Annotated in this window: 16 protein-coding genes; 9 read left to right on the forward strand and 7 right to left on the reverse strand. The window is 72.1% G+C overall.

Annotated features, from left to right (window positions below):
• From ACFO6Q_RS07745 to ACFO6Q_RS07760, 4 genes are all read left to right on the forward strand, one after another.
• A partial coding sequence (locus ACFO6Q_RS07745; protein WP_380020048.1) for an HAD-IC family P-type ATPase occupies positions 1–776 on the forward strand: 776 nt, incomplete at its 5' end.
• Positions 773–961, forward strand: coding sequence for a cbb3-type cytochrome oxidase assembly protein CcoS (gene ccoS / locus ACFO6Q_RS07750; protein WP_380020049.1), 189 nt, complete (start codon positions 773–775; stop codon positions 959–961). The genes ACFO6Q_RS07745 and ccoS, both read left to right, overlap by 4 nt.
• A complete protein-coding gene (locus ACFO6Q_RS07755) occupies positions 958–1,683 on the forward strand; it encodes a sulfite exporter TauE/SafE family protein (protein WP_380020050.1) in 726 nt (241 codons plus the stop codon). The genes ccoS and ACFO6Q_RS07755 overlap by 4 nt, the downstream gene beginning before the upstream one ends.
• A gap of 118 nt (positions 1,684–1,801) precedes the next feature.
• Entirely contained in the window at positions 1,802–2,413 is a 612-nt protein-coding gene (locus ACFO6Q_RS07760; RefSeq protein WP_380020051.1) for a GNAT family N-acetyltransferase, read from the forward strand.
• A gap of 6 nt (positions 2,414–2,419) precedes the next feature.
• On the opposite strand, the gene ACFO6Q_RS07765 is transcribed toward ACFO6Q_RS07760, so the two are convergent.
• Both ACFO6Q_RS07765 and ACFO6Q_RS07770 read right to left on the reverse strand, forming a co-directional pair.
• Positions 2,420–5,548 carry an efflux RND transporter permease subunit gene (locus ACFO6Q_RS07765; RefSeq protein ID WP_380020052.1) on the reverse strand — a complete coding sequence of 1,043 codons (3,129 nt, stop codon included), beginning with the start codon at positions 5,546–5,548 and terminating at the stop codon, positions 2,420–2,422.
• The gene (locus ACFO6Q_RS07770) at positions 5,545–6,681 is read right to left on the reverse strand and encodes an efflux RND transporter periplasmic adaptor subunit (RefSeq protein WP_380020053.1); all 1,137 of its coding nucleotides are present in this window, start codon (positions 6,679–6,681) and stop codon (positions 5,545–5,547) included. The genes ACFO6Q_RS07765 and ACFO6Q_RS07770 overlap by 4 nt, the downstream gene beginning before the upstream one ends.
• Before the next feature lie 198 nt (positions 6,682–6,879).
• Here ACFO6Q_RS07770 and ACFO6Q_RS07775 point away from each other — a divergent pair, with 198 nt between their 5' ends.
• From ACFO6Q_RS07775 to hslO, 3 genes are all read left to right on the forward strand, one after another.
• Complete coding sequence (locus ACFO6Q_RS07775) at positions 6,880–8,706, forward strand: hypothetical protein (RefSeq protein ID WP_380020054.1); 1,827 nt, start codon at positions 6,880–6,882, stop codon at positions 8,704–8,706.
• A 55-nt stretch (positions 8,707–8,761) separates the two neighbouring features.
• Positions 8,762–12,214, forward strand: coding sequence for a transcription-repair coupling factor (gene mfd / locus ACFO6Q_RS07780; RefSeq protein ID WP_380020055.1), 3,453 nt, complete (start codon positions 8,762–8,764; stop codon positions 12,212–12,214).
• Positions 12,215–12,278: 64 nt separating this feature from the next.
• The gene (hslO, locus tag ACFO6Q_RS07785) at positions 12,279–13,163 is read left to right on the forward strand and encodes an Hsp33 family molecular chaperone HslO (RefSeq protein ID WP_380020056.1); all 885 of its coding nucleotides are present in this window, start codon (positions 12,279–12,281) and stop codon (positions 13,161–13,163) included.
• A gap of 22 nt (positions 13,164–13,185) precedes the next feature.
• Here hslO and ACFO6Q_RS07790 read toward each other — a convergent pair whose 3' ends face one another.
• The 5 genes from ACFO6Q_RS07790 to ACFO6Q_RS07810 all read right to left on the reverse strand — a co-directional run bounded on the left by ACFO6Q_RS07790 (position 13,186) and on the right by ACFO6Q_RS07810 (position 22,192).
• Positions 13,186–15,651, reverse strand: a complete 2,466-nt coding sequence (locus ACFO6Q_RS07790) for a zinc-dependent metalloprotease (protein WP_380020057.1) — start codon at positions 15,649–15,651, stop codon at positions 13,186–13,188.
• 82 nt (positions 15,652–15,733) lie between these two features.
• The gene (locus tag ACFO6Q_RS07795; RefSeq protein WP_380020058.1) at positions 15,734–16,849 is read right to left on the reverse strand and encodes an alpha/beta fold hydrolase; all 1,116 of its coding nucleotides are present in this window, start codon (positions 16,847–16,849) and stop codon (positions 15,734–15,736) included.
• Between the two features lie 34 nt (positions 16,850–16,883).
• Positions 16,884–17,564: a YceH family protein gene (locus ACFO6Q_RS07800; RefSeq protein ID WP_380020059.1), complete on the reverse strand. Its 681-nt coding sequence runs from the start codon at positions 17,562–17,564 to the stop codon at positions 16,884–16,886.
• 73 nt (positions 17,565–17,637) lie between these two features.
• Complete coding sequence (locus ACFO6Q_RS07805; protein WP_380020060.1) at positions 17,638–19,584, reverse strand: LVIVD repeat-containing protein; 1,947 nt, start codon at positions 19,582–19,584, stop codon at positions 17,638–17,640.
• A gap of 211 nt (positions 19,585–19,795) precedes the next feature.
• The gene (locus tag ACFO6Q_RS07810; protein ID WP_380020061.1) at positions 19,796–22,192 is read right to left on the reverse strand and encodes a winged helix-turn-helix domain-containing protein; all 2,397 of its coding nucleotides are present in this window, start codon (positions 22,190–22,192) and stop codon (positions 19,796–19,798) included.
• 93 nt (positions 22,193–22,285) lie between these two features.
• Between ACFO6Q_RS07810 and ACFO6Q_RS07815 the strand changes: the two genes are divergently transcribed.
• Together ACFO6Q_RS07815 and ACFO6Q_RS07820 are read left to right on the forward strand one after the other, a co-directional pair.
• Positions 22,286–22,966, forward strand: a complete 681-nt coding sequence (locus ACFO6Q_RS07815; RefSeq protein ID WP_380020062.1) for an HAD family hydrolase — start codon at positions 22,286–22,288, stop codon at positions 22,964–22,966.
• Positions 22,966–23,667: a YrbL family protein gene (locus ACFO6Q_RS07820; RefSeq protein WP_380020063.1), complete on the forward strand. Its 702-nt coding sequence runs from the start codon at positions 22,966–22,968 to the stop codon at positions 23,665–23,667. Before ACFO6Q_RS07815 ends, ACFO6Q_RS07820 begins: the two co-directional genes overlap by 1 nt.
• The last annotated feature ends 5 nt before the right edge of the window (positions 23,668–23,672 follow it).

The raw sequence follows: 23,672 nt of genomic DNA on the forward strand, positions 1-23,672 counted from the left end.
ACGCCGCCGGACCCGCGCCGCAGCGCGACGCGCAGGCGCTGCGCGCCCAAGCCGGCAGCGGCCTGGAAGGCGTGGTCGACGGCCGCCGCCTGCGCCTGGGCCGCGCCGATTTCGCCGTCGGCGGCGCCTCCTGCGCGCCGTTCGACGACGCCGTCGTGCTGGCCGACGAGGACGGACCGATCGCCGCCTTCCGCTTCGGCGAACGCCTGCGCGCCGACGCGCGCGCGACGGTCGACGCGCTGCGCGCGGACGGCCTCGCCGTGGAGATCGTCAGCGGCGACGCGGCGCCGAAGGTCGCCGCCGCCGCCGCGCGGCTGGGCATCGACGACTGGCACGCGCGCCAGCGTCCGGCCGACAAGCTCGCACGGCTGGCCGCGCTGCGCGCCGGAGGCGCGCGCGTGATCGCCGTCGGCGACGGCATCAACGATGCGCCGGTACTGGCCGGTGCCGACGTCGCGGTCGCGCTGGCGGCCGGCGCCGAACTCGCGCAGGCCTCCAGCGACGTGGTGCTCGCCGGCGAGCGCCTCAGCGCGATCGCGCAGGCGCGCTCGATCGCGCGCGAAACGCTGGCGATCCTGCGCCAGAACCAGCGCTGGGCGCTGTGCTACAACCTGTCGGTGGTGCCGTTCGGCGCGCTCGGCTTCGTGCCGCCGTGGCTGGCCGCCATCGGCATGTCGCTCAGCTCGCTGTTCGTCGTGCTGAACGCGCTGCGCATCGGCCGCCGCGCGGAGCCGCCGCCGCGCGCGGCGCGATTCGCCCGGCAGGCTCCGGCATGAACATCCTGCTCGCCCTGATTCCGGTCTCGATCCTGCTGGTCGTCGGCGCCGGCATCGCCTTCTTCTGGGCGGTCGACCACGACCAGTTCGACGACATGGACACGCCCGCGCTGCTGCCCATGCTCGACGATCCCGACGCCGGTGTGGAACGCGCAGGCGACCCGTCGCGCGACGCAGCCCCGTGAGCGACGGCCTCACGCTCGGCGCCGCCCTGCTGCTCGGCCTCGCCGCGAGCGGGCACTGCCTGGTCATGTGCGGCGGCATCTCGGCCGCGCTGGGCATCGCCACCGCCAGGCGCGCCGACGGGCGGCCGCGGCTCGCGCTGCTGGCCGGCTACCAGTTCGGCCGCATCGCCTCGTACACGCTGGCCGGCCTGCTCATCGGCGGCGCGCTGGGCGGACTGGTCGGCCTGCTCGATCTCGACGCCGTGCGCCGCGCGCTGCGCGCGCTCGGCGCCGCCGCCCTGCTGCTCGGCGCACTGGTCGCGTTCGGCCGCGTGCGCGACCCGGGTTTCGGCATCGGCCGGCGCCTGTGGGCGAAGCTCGCCCCGCTCGGCCGGCGTCTGCTGCCGGTCGACAGCCTGCCGCGCGCGTTCGCCTTCGGCCTGCTCTGGGGCTGGATGCCGTGCGGCTTCGTCTACACCGTGCTGCTGATCGCGGCGACGCGCCTGGACGCATTCGACGCGGCGGCGACGATGGCCGCGTTCGGACTGGGCACCGCGCCGGCCCTGTTCGCCGGCGCGCTCGGCGCGCAGCGCCTGGCCGGCTACGCCGCGCGCCCCGGTGCGCGCCGGCTCGCCGGCGTGGTGCTGCTGGTCAGCGCCGCGCTGACCCTGCTCGGTCCCTGGCTGCCGGGCGGCGGCCACTGGATGCACGGCTGGTTGCCGTTCGATTGCCGTCACGTTTGACGACGACCACGCTTCGTTCACCGAAGTTGACCTATTTTTCGTTGCTGACTGCGCGCTGACACCGGCGCACGGCGAGGTCGCGCGGCCGTGCGCGTTCCGATATTGTGCAATGCGGCAAATGAATCCCTATCGCTCCCCCACCCGTCCGCCCCGTCGCGACCAGCGCAGCGCCGCGCAGGCACCGTCGCCTGCGCCCGCCGCGGCCGACGGCGAAGCGTTCCGCACCCTCGACGGGCAGACCCTGTGGCTGCGCCCGGTCCGGCCGGACGACGTCGAGGCCCTGCAGCGCGGCTTCGCACGCCTGACGCCGGAGCAGATCCGCCTGCGCGTGTTCCACCGCATGAACGAGCTGTCGCCGCAGATGCTGCACCTGCTCGCCAACGTCGATCCCGAGCGGGGCGCCGCCTACGTGGCGACCGACGCCGACGGCGAGATCCGCGGCGAGGGGCGCATCTACGTCGACCGCACGCTCGACGGCGCCGAGTTCGCGCTGATCGTCGATCCGGCGCTCACCGGAAAAGGCGTCGGACGCGCGCTGCTGCAACGCCTGATCGCCGAGAGCCGCCGCCGCGGCCTGCGCGAGCTGTGGGGCCTGGTGCTGACCGAGAACGTGGCCATGCTCGACCTCGCCGCGTATCTGGGTGCCGCGCGCGAGCCGGTGCCCGGGGAACTGGATACCGTGCGCGTGCGCTTCGACCTGACCGACCCGCGCATCGCCGCCGGCGGCTGAGCGCGCTCAGGCCGCCGCGCGTCGCTGCCGGCGCCGCTCCAGCCACTCCTGCAGCCGCTCGAAGTAGATGTAGATCACCGGCGTGATGTAGAGCGTGAGCAGCTGCGAGGTGATCAGGCCGCCGACCACGGCCAGGCCCAGCGGGCGGCGCGCGTCGGCGCCGGCGCCGAAGCCGAGCGCGATCGGCAGGGTGCCCATCAGCGCGGCGAACGTCGTCATCATGATCGGGCGGAAGCGGATCACGCTGGCGTCGACGATCGCCTGCGCGGCCGGCTCGCCCTCGCGCTGCTTCTCCAGCGCGAAGTCGATCATCATGATCGCGTTCTTCTTGACGATGCCGATCAGCATGATCAGGCCGACCGCGCCGTAGAGGTCGAGGTCGCGGCCGAACACCATCAGCGTCAGCAGCGCGCCGAAGATCGCGGTCGGCAGGCCGGACAGGATCGTCAGCGGGTGGATGAAGCTCTCGTAGAGGATGCCGAGCACCAGGTAGATCACGAAGATCGCCAGCAGCAGCAGCACGCCCATGCCGGCGACCGAGTCCTGGAACGACTGCGCGGTGCCCTGGAACGAGGTGGTGATCGACTCGGGCATCTTCAGTTCGGCGACGGCGCGGTCGACCGCGCTGACCGCATCGCTGAGCGACATGCCCGGCGCGAGATTGAACGACACCGTCGTCGCCGGCACCTGGCCGAGGTGGTTGATCGTCGCGGCGCCGACCGAATGGCCGGTGCGCGTGACCGCCGACAGCGGCACCAGCTGCGCGGACGGCGTGACGGTGGCGTCGCCGGCCATACTCTTGGGCGGCAGCGTCGGCGTGACGTAGATCGAGGACAGCACCGAGGTGTCGGCCTGCCGCTTCGGATCGACCTGCAGCAGCACCCAGAACTGGTCCGAGTCGGTGTAGATCGTCGACACCTGCGCCGGGCCGAACGCGTAGTACAGCGCGTTCTCGATCGCCTGCGGCGTGACGCCGTAGGCGGCGGCCGCGTCGCGGTCGATGCTCACGTCGAGCTGCGGATTGGCGATCAGCATGTCGCTGGTCACGTCGAGGAAGCCCGGCTGCCGGGTTAGCGCGGCGACCAGCTTCGGCGTCCACTCGAACAAGCGCTTGCTGTCGGTGTCCTGCAGCGCGAACTGGTAGGCGCTGTTGGTCAGGCGCCCGCCGATGCGGATCAGCGGCAGGTTCTGCGGAAACGCCTGCAGGCCGGCGATGCCCTGCAGCTGCGGGCGCAGCTGGCGCACCACCGTATCGGCGCTCTCGCGCTCGTGCGGCGGCTTCAGGTTGACGATGACGCGGCCCTGGTTCAGCGTGGCGCTGGCGCCGCCGGCGCCGACGAAGGCCATCGTGTTGGCCACGTTCGGGTTCTTGCGGATGATCTCGACCGCCGCGCGCTGCTTGGCCAGCATCGCGTCGAAACCGATGTCCTGCGCCGCCTGCGTGAACACGAACAGCTGGCCGGTGTCGTCGTTGGGCAGGAAGCCCTTCGGCACCCGCACCACCAGCAGCGCGGTGACGCCGACGAGCACCACGAACAGCGTCATCATGATGCGCGGATGGCGCACGCAGGCTTCCAGCGTGCGCCGGTAGAAATTCTGCACCGAGTCGAACGCGCGCTCGCTCCACTGGTACACGCGCCCGTGCTTGATCGAATGCGGCGAGCGCAGCCAGCGGCTGCACAGCATCGGCGTCAGGCTCAGCGAGACGAAGCCCGACACCAGCACGGCGGCGACGATGGTCACCGCGAACTCGTTGAGCAGGCGCCCGACGATGCCGCCCATGAACACCACCGGGATGAACACCGCCGCCAGCGACAGCGTCATCGACACGATCGTGAAGCCGATCTCGCGCGCGCCGTCGAGCGTGGCGGTCAGGCGGTCCTTGCCCATCTCCATGTGGCGCGCGATGTTCTCCAGCATCACGATCGCGTCGTCGACGACGAAGCCGACCGCCAGGGTCAGCGCCATCAGCGAGAGGTTGTCGATGCTGAAGCCGAACGCGTACATGATCGCGAAGGTGCCGACGATCGACATCGGCAGCGCCAGCGACGGAATCACCGTCGCCGACAGGTTGCGCAGGAACAGGAAGATCACCAGCACCACCAGCGCGAGCGCCAGCAGCAGGCTGAACTTTACCTCGGCGACCGACTCGCGGATGCTCTGCGAGCGGTCGTAGATGACGTCCAGCTGCGCGCCCGCCGGCAGCGAGTGCTGGAACGCCGGCAGCAGCTTCTTGATGTCGTCGACGACCTCGATCGTGTTCGCGCCGGGCTGCTTCTGGATCGCCAGCACCACGCCGCGCTCGCCGTTGAGCAGCGCGCCGCCCTTGTCGTTCTGCACGCCGTCGTAGACGTCGGCGACGTCCTTCAGGCGCACCGGCGCGCCGTTCTGGTAGCTGACGATCAGGTCGCCGAACGCGGCCGCGTCGAACATCTGGCCGTCGACCATCACGTTGTAGACGCGGTTCGGCCCGTACAGCGTGCCGGTCGGCAGGTTGACGTTGCCGCGGCCGACCGCATCGGCCACGGTGTCGATGCCGAGCCCGCGCGCGGCCAGCGCGTCGGGGTTCAGGTCGATGCGCACGGCGTATTTCTGCGAGCCGTACACGTTGACCTGCGCCACGCCGCCGACCATCGAGATGCGCTGCGCCAGCGTGTTCTCGGCGTACTCGTTGAGGTTGGACAGGCGCAGCGTCTTCGAAGTGAAGGCGATGTAGAAGATCGGCGAATCGGCCGGATTGACCTTGCGGAAGGTCGGCGGCGTCGTCATCTGCGTCGGCAGCTGGCGCAGCGCCGCCGAGATCGCCGCCTGCACGTCCTGCGCGGCGGCATCGATGTTGCGGTCGAGCGCGAACTGCAGGGTGATGTTGGTCGAGCCGAGCGCGCTCTGCGAGGTCATCGAGTCGATCGCCGGGATCGTCGAGAACTGCTTCTCCAGCGGTGTCGCCACCGCCGAGGCCATCGTCTCCGGCGAGGCGCCGGGCAGGCTCGCGTTGACCGAGATGGTCGGGAAATCGACGTTCGGCAGCGCCGCCACCGGCAGCGCGCGGTAGCCGACGATGCCGAACACCAGGATGCCGATCATGACCAGGGTGGTCATGACCGGGCGACGCACGAAGACTTCCGAGATGTTCACCGCGCGGCTTCCGCGGCCTGGCCGGCGCCGGCCGGCGCATCGATCTTCAGCTGCACGCCGTCCTCCACGCGCGACTGTCCGTCGAGCACGACGGTTTCGCCGACGGCGAGGCCGCTCTCGACCACCGCCTGTCCCTCGACGATGCGCGCGACCTTCACCGGACGCTGCTCGGCGTGTTCGTCGGCCTTGACGACGAAGACGTAGGTTCCGTTCGGGCCGTTCTGCACGGCCGCGTCCGGCAGCACGACGGCGTTCGCGTCGTGTCCGAGCGTCAGGCTGACGCCGACCAGCTGGCCCGGCCACAGCACGTGCCCGGCGTTGGCGAATTCGCCGCGCAGCTTGATCGTGCCGGTGGTGGTGTCGACCGCGTTGTCGACGAAGGCGATCTTGCCCTCGACCGGCTCGTCGATGCCGATCACGCTCGCCTTGACTGCCAGCGGCGCCTGCTTCTGCGCGGCGAGCAGGCGCCCGAGCAGCGAACTGGGCAGCGCGAAGTTCACGTAGATCGGCTCCACCTGGTTGATCACGACGAGAGGATTGACGTCGTTCGTCGTGACCACGTTGCCGGGCTGGATCAGGATGCGGCCGATGCGGCCGGCGATCGGCGCGCGGATCTGCGTGTATCCCAGCGTCAGCTTCGCCGCGGCGACGTTCGCCTCGTCGACCTTGACCGCCGCCAGCGCGACGCCGAGGTTGGTGCGGTACTGCTCCATCTGGTCGGCCGAGATGTAGCCCTTGGCGGCGACGTCCTGGTAGCGCTCGACCTGCGAGCGCGCCTGCGTCAGCGTGGCCTGGTCCTTGGCCAGGGTCGACTGCGCCTGCTGCAGGGCGGCCTGCGCCGGGCGCGGGTCGATCCGGAACAGCAGCTGGTCGCGCGCAACGTCGGCGCCGTCCTTGACCAGCGATTCGAGCAGCTGGCCTTCGATCTGCGCCCTGACCGCGACGCTGTTGATGGTTTCGACGCTGCCCGGCGCGGTGGCGAGCACCGGCATGTCGCGTGCGACGGCGCGCGTCACGGTGACCGGAACCGCCGCCGGTTTCGACGGCGCGTGTTCGTTCGAGCAGGCAGCCAGGGCCACGCTCGCGCTCCAGACGAACGCAGCGGCAAGGCGGGGAAAGACGGATCGTTGCATCCAGTACGGTCCGGAAAGCAGAGTGAGTCTCATTCTGAACGATCGCGATGACGCAGGTTCCGCGCACGCCGGTAAACCCACGTAAAGAGCCGCCATGACTTTCGGCCCGCGCATACGCCGCGGTCAAGCCGGCAGCGGCGCGGCTTGCGCGCCCGCGGACGGGCCGGGATCATGCGCGCCCGACATGACGGCCGTCCGATGACCCGCACGACCCGCTACTGCGTCCTGCTCGCACTGGCGTTCTGCTCGCTCGCGACGGCAGTCTACGGCGCCGCGCAGATGGACCTCGCGCGCGACGTGTTCACCGCGCTGCGCATCGTCGACGGACAAGCCTTCCCGCTGGTCGGCCCGGTCCTCACCGGCTCGTTCCATCTCGGCCCGGTCTGGTACTACGCCCTCGCCGGGCTGCTCGCACTGACCGGCGGCAGCTGGCTGCCGACGATGCTGGCGATGGCCGCGCTCGCCGCCACGCAGGTTCCGCTCGCCTATCTCGCCGGCAAGGCCGTGTACGACCGCCGCATGGGCATGGCTTGGGCCGCCCTGCTGGTGGTTCCCGGCTGGCAGACGTTCAATTCGCTCACCCCGTCCCATCCGCTTTTGGCGGCGGCGGCGATGCTCGCCTTCCTGCTGTGCGCGGCGCGCTTCTGGCGCCGCCCGCGGCGCCGCTACCTGTACGGCATGGCGGTGTGCTTCGCGCTCGCCGTGCACGCCCATCCGGCCTGCCTGGCGCTGGGCTGGGTTGCGCTGACCGTCGGCCTGCGCGCGCTGAAGCGGCGCGAATGCCGCTTCGTCGACCTCGCCGGCGCCGTCCTGGTCGTCCTGCTGCCGCTGCTGCCGATGCTGTACTGGGACGCCTCGCGCGGCTTCGTCGATTTCGGCGCCGCGCGCACGTACGCCGAACGCATCGACCTCGCCGGCAATCTCGCCAACGCATGGGCGCTGTTCGAAGGCGTCGCCTGGGGCGGCCTGCGCTACTGGTTCGGCACGATGCTGGGCTGGCCGCAGGCGCGCGTCGCCGCACTGCTCGTCGCGTTCGCCGCGCTGACCGTGCCGGCCGTGTACGGACTGCTGCGACTCGCTGTTTCGTCGCGACGCACGCGTGCGCTCGTGCTGTTCGCGCTGGCGACGACCGCCGCGGTGTTTCTCGGTGTCGCCGCGATGCGCGACGTGACGCCGTTCTACATGGCCACGCCGCCGCAGGTCGTGCTGGCCGGCCTGCTGGGCCTGGGCTTCGCCGGACTCGGCGCGGCGCGCCCGGCGGCCCTGCTGCGCGGCGCGATGATCGCCGCGGCCCTCGCCACGGGCTGCGTCGTCGCGGCCGGCTGCGCGCGCTTCCAGGTGCGCGGCGCGCTTCCCTTCGGCTGGCTGCCGCTGTTCGACGTCAAGAGCGCGCCGTCGCCGACCGCACCGCTGCTGCTGATGCCGGCCTACGCGATGGACGCCAGCGGGCGCTTCCTGTGCTCGCAGCCGGCGCCGAGCGTGCACGGCGCCTACGCCGCGCACGTGGTGATGAACTACGCGATCGAGATGCGCCTGGCCTGCGGCCGCAGCGACGTGCTCGCCGGCGGCGACGAAGCCGGCCGCCAGCACTGGCTCGGCCTGTCGCGCGCGCTGTTCGCGCAACTGGACGTCGAACCCGAGCGCCGCCTCGGCCCGCTCGGCCTGGTGCCGGCGCGGCCGCTGGCGCCGGCGCGCTCGATCCCGGCACTGACGCAGCCGAGCTATCCGGCCTACGTCGCGCCGCCCAGGCCGGCTCGCGAGCTGCGCGCGCAGGTCCAGCTCGCCCCCGGCGAATACCTTGCAATCAGCGACATCGCCTCGATGTTCGGCGACGGTTACGAGGTCGAGGCCCGCGTCGCCGGCCAGCGGCTGGAGCCGAAGGCGCGCGACCGCGTTTCCGTCGTCTACCGCTGCGAGTCCTGCGACACCGGCGAGCCCGCGACGGTCGACCTGTTCCTGCACGGCGGCAACCTCGACGCGCTCGACTTCGTCGCGTTCCGGGCGAGCCGTCCGCCGTTCCATTAGACTTCAGGGTTTGGCTCGCGGCAGGTTTCGCCGCAGCCCCGCAATCTCCGATCGCATGTCCTCCCCGCTGATTCTTCCGCCTCTCCCGACCTCGACCCGGCAGCGCCGCTACTGGTCGCCGCCGCACGGTTCCGCGCTGGCGCTGACGCTGGCGGAAGCCGCGCGCGCCTACGACGGGCTGCTCGTCGCGGTCGCGCCGGACACGCACGCGGCGCACGCGCTCGAAGCGGAACTGGCCGTGTTCGCCGGCGTCGATCTGGAGGTGCTGCAGTTCCCGGACTGGGAAACCCTGCCCTACGACCTGTTCTCGCCGCACCCGGACATCGTCTCGCAGCGCATCGCGACGCTGTACCGGCTGCCGTCGCTGCGGCGCGGCGTGCTGGTCGCGTCGGCCGCCACGCTCATGCAGCGGCTCGCGCCGCGCAGCTACGTGGCCGGCTCAGGCCTGGTGCTGGAGCTGCGGCAGAAACTCGACATGGCCGCCGAGCAGCGCCGCCTCGAGGCGGCCGGCTACCGCAACGTGCCGCAGGTGCAGGAGCCCGGCGACTTCGCCGTGCGCGGCGCTCTGCTCGACATCTTCCCGATGGGCAGCGCCGAGCCGTACCGCGTCGAGCTGTTCGACGACGAGATCGACTCCATCCGCAGCTTCGACCCGGAGACGCAGCGCTCGGCGCAGAAGGTCGAGTCGGTGCGCCTGTTGCCGGCGCGCGAGTTCCCGCTGACCGACGAGTCGGCGAAGGCGTTCCGCAACACCCTGCGCGAGCGCTTCCCGATCGATCCGCGCCGCTGCCCGCTGTACCAGGACATCAAGGAAGGCGCCACGCCGGCCGGCATCGAGTACTACCTGCCGCTGTTCTTCGCGCAGACGCAGACGCTGTTCGACTACCTCGGCGACGACGCCCTGTTCGTGCTCGGCGAAGGCGCGCTGGACGCGGCCGAGACGTTCTGGACGCAGACCGGCCAGCGCTACGAGCAGCGCGCGCACGACGTCGAGCGCCCGGTGCTGCCGCCGGCCGAGCTGTACCTGCCGCCGCAGCAGCTGCGCGAGCGGCTCAATCTCGTGCCGCGCGTGGACATCGTCGCACGGGGCACGAACGACCACGCGGTCGACCTCGGCACGCAGCCGGCGCCGACGTTGCCGCTCAACCGCAAGGGCGAGGAACCCGGCGAAGCGCTGCGCCGCTTCCTGGCCGCCTATCCCGGCCGCGTGCTGATCGCCACCGACTCGGCCGGCCGGCGCGAGGCGCTGATCGAGCAGCTCGCCGCGGCGCAGATGCGCCCGCAGACCTACGCCTCGTGGCGCGACTTCGCCGCCGACACGAACCGCTTCGGCATCGTCGTCGCTCCGCTCGAACAGGGCTTCGCCCTGACCGAGCCGGCGCTGACCGTGCTCACCGAGCGCGAGCTGTACGGCGAGCGCGCGCAGCAGGCGCGGCGGCGCAAGCGTGCCGCGCGCGATCCCGAAGCGGTGCTGCGCGACCTGTCCGAGCTGGTGCCCGGTGCGCCGATCGTGCACATCGACCACGGCGTCGGCCGCTACCAGGGCCTGCTCAAGCTCGACGTCGGCGGAGAGTCGTCGGAATTCCTCGCCATCGAATACGCCAAGGGCGACAAGCTCTATGTGCCGGTGGCCCAGCTGCACCTGGTCTCGCGCTACTCCGGCACCGCGCCGGAGCTGGCGCCGCTGCACGCGCTCGGCGGCGACGCCTGGGAGCGCGCGAAGAAGAAGGCCGCGCAGAAGGTGCGCGACGTCGCCGCCGAGCTGCTGGCGATCTACGCACAGCGCGAGGCGCGCCAGGGCACCGCGATCCCGGTCGACCGCGAGATGGCCGAGCAGTTCGCCGCGGCGTTCCCGTTCGAGGAGACGCCGGACCAGTCCAGCGCGATCGAGGCGGTCATCACCGACCTCGCCGCGAAGCGGCCGATGGATCGCGTCGTCTGCGGCGACGTCGGCTTCGGCAAGACCGAAGTCGCGCTGCGCGCCGCGTTCGTCGCGGCCACTGCGGGCAAGCAGGTCGCCGTGCTCGCGCCGACCACCCTGCTCGCCCAGCAGCACTACCAGAACTTCCGCGACCGCTACGCCGACTGGCCGATCAAGGTCGAGGTGCTGTCGCGCTTCAAGTCGAAGAAGGAGATCTCCGACGCGCTGGCGAAGCTGGCGGCCGGCCAGATCGACGTGATGATCGGCACGCACAAGCTGGTGCAGCCCGACGTGCGCTTCAAGGATCTGGGCCTGGTCATCATCGACGAGGAGCAGCGCTTCGGCGTGCGCCAGAAGGAGGCGCTGAAGAAGCTGCGTGCCGAAGTCGACCTGCTGACGCTGACCGCGACGCCGATCCCGCGCACCCTGAACATGGCGATGGCCGGGCTGCGCGACCTGTCGATCATCGCCACGCCGCCGGCGCACCGCCTGGCCGTGCAGACCTTCATCGGCCCGTACGATTCGGCGCTGATCCGCGAGGCGATGCAGCGCGAGCACGCGCGCGGCGGCCAGGTCTACTTCCTGCACAACGACGTCGAGACGATCGAGAAGACCGCGCGCGAACTCGGCGAGCTGATGCCGGACGCGCGCATCCGCCTCGCCCACGGCCAGATGCCGGACCGCGAACTCGAGCAGATCATGCTCGACTTCTACCGCCAGCGCTTCAACGTGCTGGTCGCCACGACGATCATCGAGTCCGGCATCGACGTGCCGAGTGCGAACACCATCATCATCAACCGCGCCGACCGCTTCGGCCTGGCCCAGCTGCACCAGCTGCGCGGCCGCGTCGGCCGTTCGCATCACCGCGCCTATGCCTACCTGATGACGCCGGAAGGCCGCTCGATCACCGCCGACGCGGAGAAGCGCCTGGAGGCGCTCGCCTCGCTCGACGAACTCGGCGCCGGCTTCACCCTGGCCACGCACGACCTGGAGATCCGCGGCGCCGGCGAACTGCTCGGCGAGGAGCAGAGCGGACAGATCGAGGAGGTCGGCTTCTCCCTCTACACCGAGATGCTCGACCGCGCCGTGCGCGCGCTGAAACAAGGCAAGGTGCCGGACTTCGACCTCGCCAGCGAACACGAGGCCGAGGTCGAGCTGCACCTGCCGGCGCTGATTCCGGACGACTACCTGCCCGACGTCAACACGCGCCTGACGCTGTACAAGCGCATCGCCAGCGCACGCGACGAGGACGCCCTGCGCGAGCTGCAGGTCGAGATGATCGACCGCTTCGGCCTGCTGCCGGACCCGGTCAGGCAGCTGTTCGCGGTGACCTCGCTCAAGCTCGCGGCGACGCCGCTGGGCATCCGCAAGCTGGAGGTCGGCGCCAACGGCGGCCGCGTGATCTTCCGTCCGCAGCCGGCGGTCGAACCGCTGACGGTGATCCGCCTGATCCAGTCGCAGCCGCGCGTGTACGCGCTCGACGGCCAGGACAAGCTGAAGTTCAAGATGCCGCTGGAAGGCGCCGCCGAACGCCTGCGCGCGGCCGGCGACCTGCTCGCCGCGCTCGGCGCGCGCCGGGCGGCGTGATCAGAAACGCGCGAAGAAAAGAAATGCCCCGAAGAAAAGAAACGCCCGAAGAAAACCTGCCCGAATGAAAGACGACGACTTCCTGTACCGCTTCCAGCTCGAACGCTCCGGCGTGCGCGGCGCGATCGCCCGCCTCGACCGGACCTGGCAGCGCATCCGCGGCAACGGCGGCTACGACGAGGCGACCGCGCAGCTGCTCGGCCGCACCCTTGCCGCCAACGCGCTGTTCACCAGCGCGCTGAAATTCGAAGGCCGGCTGTCGATCCATCTGCGCGACAGCGGCGCGCTGCGGCTGCTGTTCGCCGACTGCACGCACGACGGCCGGCTGCGTGGCATCGCGCGCACCGATCCGCTCGCCGCCGGGCAGATCGGCGCGACGCTGCGGCCCGGCGCGCGCCTGGCGATCACGATCGAGAACGCCGCCACCGACGCGCGCTACCAGGGGCTGGTACCGGTCGAGGACGGCGATCTCACGCGCGCGTTCGAGGGCTACTTCGACCGCTCCGAGCAGTTGCCGACCAAACTCGCGCTGGCAGTGGACGCCCAGCGCTGCGGCGGCCTGATGCTGCAGCAGATCGCCGTCGCCGGCGGCGCACCGCTCGGTGACGCGGACGGCTGGAACCGCGTCCAGCACCTGCTCGCCACGCTGACCGACGCCGAGCTGCTCGAGCTGCCGCCCGAACAGGTGCTGCTGCGCCTGTTCCATGAGGAAGACGTGCGCCTGCAACCGGCGCAGGCGCTGGCGTTCGGCTGCACCTGCTCGCGCGAGCGCGTCGGCAACGTGCTGCGCTCGCTCGGCCGCGAGGAGAACGAGTCGGTGCTGGCCGAACAGGGAACGATCCAGATCACCTGCGAGTTCTGCGGCCAACGCTACGTCTTCGACGACGAAGACGTCGCCGCGCTGTTCGCCTCCGAGGCGCCGGCCGAACCTCCGCCGACGCGGCACTGAGCCGCGCCGGCGCAGGCGGCGCTCAGATCGGCGCACCCGGCGGAATCGCCGGCAGCGGCCGCAGCTTCACCGACTTCGGATCGGCCAGGTATCTGCCGATCGTTTCGGCCGCCGCGGCGCGGCTCGCCGCGATCGCGCCGTCACCGCCCTGCTTGCCTAGCCAGGTCTTCCAGCGCAGCAGCGCGGCACGCACCTCGGCGTCGACCTGCGCGTGCAGCTGGCCACCGTCGAGCGCGTTCAACGCGGCGTCGAGCACGACCCAGTTCGCCGCCGTCTGCACTGCGTCTGCGGCGGGCGCCGCAGACGCTGCCGGCGCGCTCTGCCAAGTGCCGCGGAACGTCGCGTCGAGCACGTCGGCCACGCCGGGCGCGTCGGCGTCGCGCGCGTGCTGCCAGGCCAGGCGGTTCAGGCGCGCCGGCGCGAACAGGAACTGCAGGGTCTGCGCGCTGGCGGCCTCGACCGCGGCCAGCGGATCGAACAGCGGTCCGTTGCGCGTGGCGAAGTATTCGCGGCTGCGCGCGTAGTCGTTGCCCGGTGGCGTGACCAGGTCGAGCACGTTCGCCGGCAGCGCGAGCTGCGCGGCGCCGAGCGTGGCGACCAGGCGATCGAGCGCGGCGCGCTGCGTCGCCGCCGGCACCGCGCGCGTGCCGGCGCGGCGGTCGCCGGCTTCCGCGTACGCGTAGTCGGCGCCGGCGAGCAGGCGCGCGACGGCTTCGGTCTGGTAGCGATGCAGCAGGTACACCGGCACCAGGCGCGCCTCGATCTCGCCGGCCTGCCGGTCCGGCGGCAGCACGCCGATGGAGAAGTCCGCCAGCGCCTTGCGGCGCACGGCCAGCAGCTCGTCGAAGGCCTTCAGCGTGTCCGGGCCGAAGTCCCACAGCAGGCCGTCCGGCTCGGCGTCGCCGGGGGCGCGCGCGTCGGCGTCGCTGACGTAGCGGAAGCCGGCCGCGGCGACGTCGGCGCGCAGCTTGGCCAGCCCGGCCGCCTCGGCGCCGGGTGCGAACGCCGCGTAGCCGTGCGCGACGAGGAAGTCGTCCCACGGGCCGAGGCCGACGCCGTAGGCATCGGCCAGCGACACCGCGCCGCCGGCGCCGGGTTTCAGCAGCGGATGCGGATAGTCCATCACCGAGCCGTTGCCGAGCCGGCTGGCGGCGAAGTTGTGCGCGAAGCCGAGCGCGTGGCCGACCTCGTGCGCGGCCAGCTGGCGCAGGCGCGCCAGCGCCATGCGCTCGGCCTCGCCTTTCAGCTCCGCCGCGTTGGCCTTGTCGTACGGCGCCAGCAGCGCCTCGGCGATCAGGATGTCCTGGCGCACGCGCTGCGAGCCGAGCGTGACGTTGCCGCGGATGATCTCGCCGGTGCGCGGATCGACGATCGGCTGGCCGTACGACCAGCCGCGCGTGTAGCGGTGCGCCCAGGTGATCAGGCTGTAGCGCACGTCCATCGGGTCGACGCCTTCGGGCAGCAGCTCGACGCGGTAGGCGTCCTTGAAGCCGGCCTTCTCGAACGCGCTCCGCCACCAGTTCGCGCCCTCGAGCAGGGCCGTGCGCACCGGCTCCGGCGCGCCGCGGTCGAGGTAGAACACGATCGGCTTCTTCACCGCGCTGGCGGCGGCGGACGGGTCGGTCTTCTCCAGGCGGAAGCGCGGCTGGTAGCGGCGATCGATGCTCGACGCCAGCGGCTGCGCGAAGTCGTACCAGCCGACGCTGAAGGCACCCGAGGCCGGATGGTAGGCGCGCGGCACGTAGCCCGCTTCGGGCAGGCGCACGAAGCTCAGGTGCTGGCGCAGCGTCAGGCTGGACGGATCCATCGCCACGTCGCGCACGAACGATTCCTCGCCCGGGCCCTTGAAGGTCAGCAGTGCCTCGAGTTCGGTGTTGTCCGGAAAACTCTTCGCGTCGGCGAGGGAAACCGCGCTGCGCCGGTCGTCGACCTCGTAGCGGCCCTGCTTGGTCTCGGCCAGCCGGCGCGCGATGCCGTGACGGTCCGACAGCAGCAGCGCGGTGACGTCGACCAGCACCTGCGCGTCGGCACCCTTGCGCTCGCCGGCGATGTCGCCGGCCCACAGCACCGACTCGGCGAAGGCCTGGCGCACGCTGAGCGCCTCGTCCGGGTTGTTCGAGACGGCGCGGAATTTCATGTTGTCCTCGACCAGCAGCACGCGCGAACCGACGCGGCGGAACTCGACCAGATGCGAGTCGCCGCTCTGGCCGCGGTCGAGGCCGACGTCGTTGGAACCCAGCCCCCACGGCAGCGAGGCCACCATCAGGAACGGCGTGTCGAAGCGGCGCAGGCCGAGCAGCACGCGGCCCTTTCCGGCGTCGCGATAGACGTCGAAGAAGCCTTCCACGCGCTGCAGGCCGCGCGTGGCGGCGGCGAAGTCGGCCGGCGCACCGGGCGCGGGCTTCGCCGCCGGCGCGTCGGCCGCCTGCGCCATGGCGGCGAACAGCGCGCCGAGCACGGCGCCGAGAATTCGTGCGGAACCTTTCATCAGCCCTTCCCCGTTGGAATGCGGTCGTCCAGTGTGCCGCCTGCGTCCGCGCCGCCCATGCGCCGAAAGGCATGCCTGCCGGTCACGGCTGGCGCCCGGACGGTGGCCGCGTGCCTTCGCGCTTCCAGGCGACGAGCGCGTCGAAGGCGCGGCCGACCTGCGCCGGCGTGAACGTGCAGTGCCCTTCGGCAGCGACGTACTGCTGCACGAAACGGTCGGCACGGCCGGCGCGCTGCGCGAGCAGGGCGTAGTCGAACGCGGTGGAGGCGACGACCAGCGGATCGCCGGCGTTGTGCAGGGCGAGCATCGGCCGGCTCAGCCGGCCGCTCGGCGTGTACCAGTGCGACAGGTACGCCGCGGCGCGCGGCTCGGCGCGATGGCGCGCGACGCCGTCGTTGAGTGCGAAGTCGTCGCCGCTGCCGGTGTAGACCAGGTCCGCGTTGCCGAACGGATTGCCGCCGGCGCGCCGCTGCAGTTCGCCGACGAGGTAGCCGGCGAACGCGATCACGCCGGGCAGGCTGCGCTCGTCGCCGCCGCCGTTGAGCGCGCGCAGCGCGGCGTAGGCCCGCGGATCGGATTTCAGCGCCGCGTCGATGCGCGCGGTGATCGCGCCGGTCGGCCGGTAGTCGGCGGGCACCGGCACCAGCGGGCCGAGCAGATCGGGGAAGTAATGGTCGAACGCGGCGCGCAGCGCGAAATCGCGCTGCAGGAAGCGGTCGCTGGCGCCGAGCACGCCGCACAAGGACAGCGCGCCGTCGTACAGCTGCGGCTTCGTCTCGATCGTCATCGCAGTCAGCAGGCCGCCCATAGACATGCCCATGACGTAGCTTTCCTTCGGCGCGCCGCGCGCGGCGACGAAGCGGCGGCGCAGCTTCTCGGTGTCGGCGGCGGCCTGCTCGAGCGCCCAGCCGGTGCTCGAATAGGCGGACTGGATCACCGCGAAGCCGCGCGCGAGGATCGGATCGAACATCGGCGAGAGGCGCTCGCCCTCGCGGAACACCACCGGATCGATGGCATAGCCGTGAAAGAACACGACCACGCCGCGGTTCCAGCCGGCCGGGACGTCGATGCGGTAGCCGGCGCCGTCGAGCTGGCCGATCTCGGTCGACGGTGCCGCCGGCGTGTCGCTGCGCGGCTCGCGCGCGCCTGCCGGCGCGGCGCCGAGCAGGCAGGCCAGCAGCAGGACGGCGAAGCGCATCGGCCGCGTTGTCGGCATCGTGCGCGGCGCCGACTCAGACGCCGGCCGCGTCGAGCCGGTCGCGCAGCCGGGCCAGTTCCTCGCGCAGCTGCGCGACCTCGGCTTCGAGCTGTTCGATGCGCTCGTGCGCGCCGCCGCGCGCGGACGCCGCGGGCGGTGGTGCGCTGGCCAGCGCTTCGACGTCGACGGGACCTGCGAGCAGGTGCATGTAGCGGTCCTCGCGCTGGCCGGCGCCGCGGCCGAGGCGGACCACGCAGGCCGGCTCGCGCTGGATCAGGCGATCGAGCGTGTCGCGCAGGTCGTCCACGCTGGGGAACTCGGCCAGGCGCTCGGTGCGCGTGTGCAGTTCGTTGAGGGTCTGCGGGCCGCGCAGCAGCAACGCGCACAGCACTGCGCGCTGGCGCGCCGTGGTGCCGTAGACCGGATCGAAGCGGTGTTCGTAGCGCAGCGCGCGCTGCGAGGCCGGCGCGATCTTGACCAGGCCGCGTCGCTCCAGTTCGTTCAGCGCATGGCCCACCGCGCCGGGCTCGAGGTTCATGACCGGCTCACGGCTGGTCTTCTGGTTGCACGCGGCGACCAGCGCGTTGAGGGTCAGCGGATAAGCTTCCGGCGTGATCGCTGCCTTCTCGACCAGGCAGCCGAGGATGCGCGCCTGGGCGTCGTCGAGCGGCACCAGCGATGCCGCTGCGGATTCGGGGGAATCGGTGTTTTCCAAGAAGGCGCTCGCGCATGTGGGAGTGCGCGAGTGTAGCGCGCGGCCGCATTGCGGCGGCCGCGCGCGATGCGCTTCAGTCGAAGCCGTCGGCGAAGATCGTGTCCGAACCCGGCGCGAACACGTAGGCGCCGGCGACCTGGGTCAGCGCGAACACGCGGCCGTCCGGAGCCTGCTCGACCTTGCTGACGAAGAAGCCGGTCTCGTGGCGCACGCCGGCCACCGGGGCGTCCGGCACCGACACGTCCACTTCGTCCACGCCGTACTCGTTGCCGACGTAGGCGATCCCGCCGGAGACCACCACCGAGTGCGCGGAGTTGTAGTCCGGCAGGCTCGGCACGCCGGGCAAGGTCACGCTGCCGATCTCCTGCGGGGCGCTGCGGTCGGTGGTGTCGACGATGCGCAGACTGCCGTCGCTGCAGGCGATGTAGGCCGTGTTGCCGTCGGCGCTGACGTCCAGACCGTTGGCGTAGGGGCAGCTCATCTCCTGGCCGACCACGGCCGGATTGGCCGCATCGGACACGTCGACCACGCGCAGGCCGCCGTCGCCGAAATCGGCGCCGTCGGCGAGATAGGCGTAGTCGCCGCGCACGGTCAGGTCGTAGGTCTTGCTGGTGAGCAGAGCGCCCAGTTCGGTGGGCTGCGCCGGATTGCTGACGTCGAGCACGCGGAACACGCCGCCGTTGGTCGTGCTGCCGACGTAGAGGCGGTCGCCGTGCGCCTCGATCGCGGTCGCGGCGAAGAACGGGAAGCGGCCCAGCTCGGTCGGCGCGGCCGGATCGGCGAGATCGGCGATGACCACGCCGTAGCCCCAGGCGGCCAGATACGCGCGCCCCGAATCGATCGAAAGGCCTTCGAAGTCGCGCGCTGCCAGGCTCGGCGGCAGGTCGGCGTCGAAGCGTCCGAGCGGCGCCAGGCTGTGCGCGTCGGCGCTGGCCAGGCCGTAGCCTTCTTCGGCGAAATAGGCTTGATCGCCGTCGAATGCGATGGCTTTGGCCGCCACGCCGATCGGCAGGGTGAACTGCGCGGCGACCGTCGGCGTCTGCGGATCGTCGGTGCCGAGCAGGACGCCGCGGTCGGTGTGGGTCAGGATCAGCGGGCCGAACGCGGTCAGCGCGGTCTGGTCCGGCGCGAACGTCGGCGCCGGCACCGTGCGCAGCAGCGCCGGGGCGCTGGGCGTGGCGAAGTCCCACACCTGGATGCCGCTGTCGCCGACCAGGTAGAGCGTGTCCCCGTCGCGGATGGCGCCGGTGGCCTGGTCGATCGGCGCATCGAAGATCTGCGTGATGTTGGCGGGGTCGTGCAGGTCGTAGACCATGAGGTCGTTGCCGACGCCGATCGCGTAGCCGTCGGTCAGCGCCGCGCGCAGCACCAGCGTGCCGTCGAGCGAGGTGCTGCCGGCCAGCACCGGCGCGGCCGGGTCGGTGATGTCGATGACGTCGACGATGCGTCCGCCGAGGAAGCTGTTGCCGCTGGCCAGCAGCTGCGTGCCGAACACGGCCATCGAGTCGAACACGTAGGCGCCCTCGACCTGGCCGAGCACGGCCGGCGCGAGCGGCTGCTGCGCGTCGAGCACGAACAGGCCGTTCTGCGAATCGCCGAGGTAGACGTGGCTGCCCGAGGCGGCAAGGCCCAGCGGCCCCTTGAAGTCGGACTGCACGTAGTCGTCGAACTCGCCGGCCACGGCCGGCTGCGCCGGCACGTCGAGCGCGTAGATGGTGATGCCCGCGGTGGCATCGGGCCGGCTCCAGGCCGCGTACAGGTAGCCGTCGACCTCGACCAGCGAGTCGATGGCGCCGACCGCCGGCGCGGTGCGGCCGGCGAACGCCGGGTGCGCCGGGTCGTGCATGTCCCACACGCCGATGGTCGCGCCGGTGGCCACGTAGAGGTAGTCGCCCCGTGCGACCGGCGGGGCGACCGCGCCGCCGCCGGCGGTGGCGAATTCGAGGGTCTGGGCGCGCGGCGCCGCGGCTGCGGCGAAGGCGCCCAGGAGCAGACAGGCGGCAGCATGGAGAAACTTCATTCGGAGATCCTCGGACGGGGAACGGGACGGCGGCCGGCGCCCGCTGTGCGGCCGCGCGGCGGCTGTCGGCGACTATGCATCCCGTCCGCGGCGGCGGCATGCAGCATCCATGCGCGAGCGATGTGCATTGCATGCAAACGCCGGCGAAGGCCGCGGCAAGCCGCGGTTTTCGCTGAGGTTTGCGCACCGACCGGCGACCCGGCGACGGCACCTACGGATGCGGCGGAGCGTCCGCCGCGGCCGAGCGGCGCAGGCGTTCCAGGCTCTGCTCGGCCTTGCGCGCGGCGTCGTCCTGGCCGATCGCGCGGAACAGCCGTGCCTGCGCGGCGGCCGCGCGCGGATCGTGGTCGGCCCACATCGCGATGCGGCCGCTGACCGTGCGCGCGGTGTCGAGCTGGCTGGTCTCGATCAGCAGGTCGAGATAGGCCGTGCCGACCGCGACCAGGTCCTCCGGCACGTTCAGGCGCTCGGCGGTGCGCATCGCGGCGGCGAACTGCGTCAGCGCGGGCTCGCGCCGACGCTCGGCCATCGCCTGTTCGGCGGCCGCGAGGTTGGCGTACATCGTCAGCCACTCGTTGCCGGCGGCGCCTTCCGCCAGGGCCTGCGCCGCGCGCGCCGCCTCGGCCGGCCGGTCGCTGCCGCGCAACGCCCGCGCCTGCAGCAGCAGGCCGCGCGCATAGGCCGCCGGGTCCTCGTTGCGCAGGGCCGGACTCAGCGCCGACTGCGCGAACCCGGCCGCCGCCGCGGCGTCGCCGCGCAGCATCGCGATGCGGGCGGCGAGCAGTTCCGCGCGGCCGCGCGCAATGGCATCCTGGCGCGCGTCCGTCTCGCGGCGGATGCGTCCGACCAGCACCTGCGCCTCCTCGAAGCGGCCGACCCCGGCCAGCGCGGTAGCGCGCGCCGCGGTCAGGGTCCAGCGCATGCGCTGGTTGTTGGTGTTGGATTCCGGCGGCCAGAAGCGCTCGCTGGTGGCCAGCGCCGCATCGCTGTCGAGCAGCTCGCTCTCGGCGCCGATCTGCTGCACCAGCGCATAGGCGCGGCCTTCGCGCGCGTCGAGCCGCTCGAACTGGCGCGCCGCGTTCTTGAGGATCGGCAACGCGTCGGCCGGCCGGTGGCGCATCTGCTGGAATTCGCCCAGGTTCACGTCGACGCTGGCGACGCCGAAGCTGTCGCCGATGGCCTCCAGCTCGGTGCGCGCGCGCGACAGCTCGGCGGTGCCTTCCTCGAACTTTCCGCGCTGCGCCAGGATCGTGCCGCGACCCAGGCGCGCGATGCCGAGCACGCTGTGGTCGTTGTGTTCCTGACGCAGCGCGATCGCTTCCTCGTACAGCTCCAGCGCGCGGTCGAACTGGCCGCGCCGCACGTGCGAGGCCGCCAGGGTCACCATCGACCGCGCGCGCACCGCGTCGTCGCGGCCGGGCGGCAGGCGGTCGAGCAGCGCGAGCAGGCGCGTCTCCACCGCCGGGTTCTCGCCCGCGCGCAATTCGATCTGCGCCATGCGCTGCTGCACCTTCGGTTCCTGCTGCAGCTCGGGCGGCGCGTGCTCGATCAGCGCGCGCGCCTGCTCGAGCTGGTCGGCCAGCATCGCCGCACCGGAACGCTGCAGCAGCTCGTCGAGCACCGGCGAGGCCGAGGCGGAATTCGGCGTGCGGCCGAGCTTGCGCAGCAGGGCATCGGCGGCCAGGTGCGCCGCCTGGATCGCATCGCCGGCCTCGGCTTCGACGCTGACCGCCTGCTGCGCACCGAAGCCCTCCAGCTGCACCCGCCAGCGCCCCTGCTCCAGCCGCACCCGCGGCAGCACGCGCAGCGCGGCGAACTGCGACAGACTGGCGTCGCGCAGCAGCGCCTCGCCGTCCATCGCCGGGCGCTGCTTGAGCAGGCCGACCACGCTTTCGCTCGGCGCGGTCGGCACCGCGCCGTCACGCAGCTGGTTGGCGACGAGATCCATGAGCCCGAAGCGCAGCCAGCGCCACTCGTCCGGCGCGCCGACGTCGGCCGGCAGCACCAGCACCGGCGCGGCCGGCGCCATCTCGACCGCCGCGGTGTCCGCCGGCGGCCGCGCGGGGCGCTGCGACAGCAGCCACGCTGCCGCCGCCAGCAGCAGCGCCGCGGCGAGCGCCGCACCGATCAGCCGGCGCCGTCCCGGCGGCAATGCGCGGCCGCCGGCCGCCTCGGCGTCGACACCGCCGGAAGCCGGCGCATCCTCGGGCGCACGCGCCGGCGGCGCCTCGGGCGGCAGCGATTCCTCCACCTCGGCGGCCGCGGCGACGGCCGGCGCGGCGCTGTCGGGCGAGGATGCCTCGACGGTCGTCGCGCTGCCCCAGCGGTAGCCGAAGCGCGGCACCGTGCGCACCGTGCGCTGTTCGTTGCCGGTGTCGCCCAGGCCGCGGCGCAGCTTCACGATCGTATGACTGAGCAGCGCCTCGCTGATCTCGGCGCGGCCCCACACGGCGGCGATCAGCTCGTCGCGGCCGACGGCGCGGTCGCGATGCTCGATCAGGTACGCCAGGCAGTCGAACGCGCGCGCCGGCAGCACGATCGGTTCGCCGGCCTTGCTCAGTTCGCGGGTCGCGCAGTTGAGGACGAAGTCGTCGAAGCGGTAGATCATTCGGCCTAGGTTAGCGGCTTGCCAATCGCGGCGCGCGAACTCGCGCCGCAGCGAATAGACTTGACGGTTTCCGGACCCCGATCGTCGCCGCCGATGAAGACCTCGCCGCAACCCTGCTTCCTGTTCGACCTCGACGGCACGCTCGTCGACAGCGTGTACGAGCACGTGCTGGCCTGGCAGGAAGCGCTCGACTCGGAAGGCATCCAGCTGTCGGTGTGGCGCATCCATCGCCGCATCGGCATGAGCGGCGGCCTGATGATGAACGTGCTCGCGCGCGAGAGCGGCATCCGCATCGACGATGCGGGCGCCGACCGGCTGCGGCGCGCGCATGCGGCCGCCTACAACCGTCGCTCCGCGGCAATCCGGCCGCTGCCCGGTGCGCGCGAGCTGGTGGCCTGGCTCGACGAGGCGCGGCTGCCGTGGGCGATCGCCACCAGCGGACGCATGGAGACCGCCGGCCCGGTGCTCGAATCGCTCGGCGTGGACCTGTCGCGCACGCCGGTCGTCACGCGCGACCAGGTCAAGTACGCCAAGCCCGATCCGGACCTGTTCCTCGCCGCCGCCGACCGCCTCGGCGTGCCGATCGAACGCGCGACGGTGGTCGGCGATGCGGTCTGGGACATGCTCGCCGCGACGCGCGCACGCGCGCTCGGCATCGGCCTGCTGTCGGGCGGCTATTCCACCGACGAACTCGAACGCGCCGGCGCCTACCGCGTGTTCGACGATCCCGCCGACCTGCTCGAGCACATCGACGAAGTCGGCGGACGCCGCTGATGGCCGGCGCCGACACGCACGGTCCGCCGCCCTCGCCTTCCCCGTCGGTGCTGCGCCTCGCGCAGACCGAGCCGCTCGCGGTCGGGCACCTGCGCAAGGTGTACCAGCATCCGCTCGAACGCGACTTCGTCGTCAAGGTCATGCGCGAGGACGCGGTCGAGGCACGCTGGGGCGCCGGCGGGCGCTGGTACAAGAAGCTCGTGCGCGCGCGCCAGTACGCCGGCTACGTGCGCGAGCTGAAGGAATACATCGCCGCGCAGGCGCGCTTCGCCGCGGGCAACGCGCCGATCGCGCGCATGGTCGGGCTGGCCGAGACCGATCTCGGCCTCGGCCTGGTCTCGGAGAAGGTGCGCGGCGCCGACGGCGGACTGGCGCCGACCCTGGCCGCGCTGTACGCGCGCGAGGGCGGTTTCGACGCGCGCATCGAAAGCGACCTGGAACGCTTCCTCGCCGGCCTGCTCGCCTGCAACGTCATCGTCGGCGACATGCACGCCTGGAACATCGTGCACGGCGCGGATTCGCGCGGCGGCCCGCGCTTCGTGCTGATCGACGGCTTCGGCGAGAAGCACGTGCTGCCGCGCTCGTCGATGAGCCGCAGGCTCAACGCCTGGAACACGCGCAAGCTGTTCCGGCGCATGCGCGAGCAGCTGGTGCGGCTGGTGCCGCTGGAGGCTGCGGCGAGCGATCGAGAGGCGTCTTGAAAGCG

It is taken from the genome of Dokdonella ginsengisoli (assembly GCF_042652785.1).
Lineage (GTDB): Bacteria > Pseudomonadota > Gammaproteobacteria > Xanthomonadales > Rhodanobacteraceae > Dokdonella_A > Dokdonella_A ginsengisoli.

Coding starts and splice junctions, on each gene's coding strand:
- ACFO6Q_RS07770 (WP_380020053.1), bottom strand. CDS start 6,681: ATGCAACGATCCGTCTTTCCCCGCCTTGCCGCTGCGTTCGTCTGGAGC.
- hslO (WP_380020056.1), top strand. CDS start 12,279: ATGAAAGACGACGACTTCCTGTACCGCTTCCAGCTCGAACGCTCCGGC.
- mfd (WP_380020055.1), top strand. CDS start 8,762: ATGTCCTCCCCGCTGATTCTTCCGCCTCTCCCGACCTCGACCCGGCAG.
- ACFO6Q_RS07790 (WP_380020057.1), bottom strand. CDS start 15,651: ATGAAAGGTTCCGCACGAATTCTCGGCGCCGTGCTCGGCGCGCTGTTC.
- ACFO6Q_RS07815 (WP_380020062.1), top strand. CDS start 22,286: ATGAAGACCTCGCCGCAACCCTGCTTCCTGTTCGACCTCGACGGCACG.
- ACFO6Q_RS07805 (WP_380020060.1), bottom strand. CDS start 19,584: ATGAAGTTTCTCCATGCTGCCGCCTGTCTGCTCCTGGGCGCCTTCGCC.
- ACFO6Q_RS07810 (WP_380020061.1), bottom strand. CDS start 22,192: ATGATCTACCGCTTCGACGACTTCGTCCTCAACTGCGCGACCCGCGAA.
- ACFO6Q_RS07760 (WP_380020051.1), top strand. CDS start 1,802: ATGAATCCCTATCGCTCCCCCACCCGTCCGCCCCGTCGCGACCAGCGC.
- ACFO6Q_RS07775 (WP_380020054.1), top strand. CDS start 6,880: ATGACCCGCACGACCCGCTACTGCGTCCTGCTCGCACTGGCGTTCTGC.
- ACFO6Q_RS07820 (WP_380020063.1), top strand. CDS start 22,966: ATGGCCGGCGCCGACACGCACGGTCCGCCGCCCTCGCCTTCCCCGTCG.
- ccoS (WP_380020049.1), top strand. CDS start 773: ATGAACATCCTGCTCGCCCTGATTCCGGTCTCGATCCTGCTGGTCGTC.
- ACFO6Q_RS07795 (WP_380020058.1), bottom strand. CDS start 16,849: ATGCGCTTCGCCGTCCTGCTGCTGGCCTGCCTGCTCGGCGCCGCGCCG.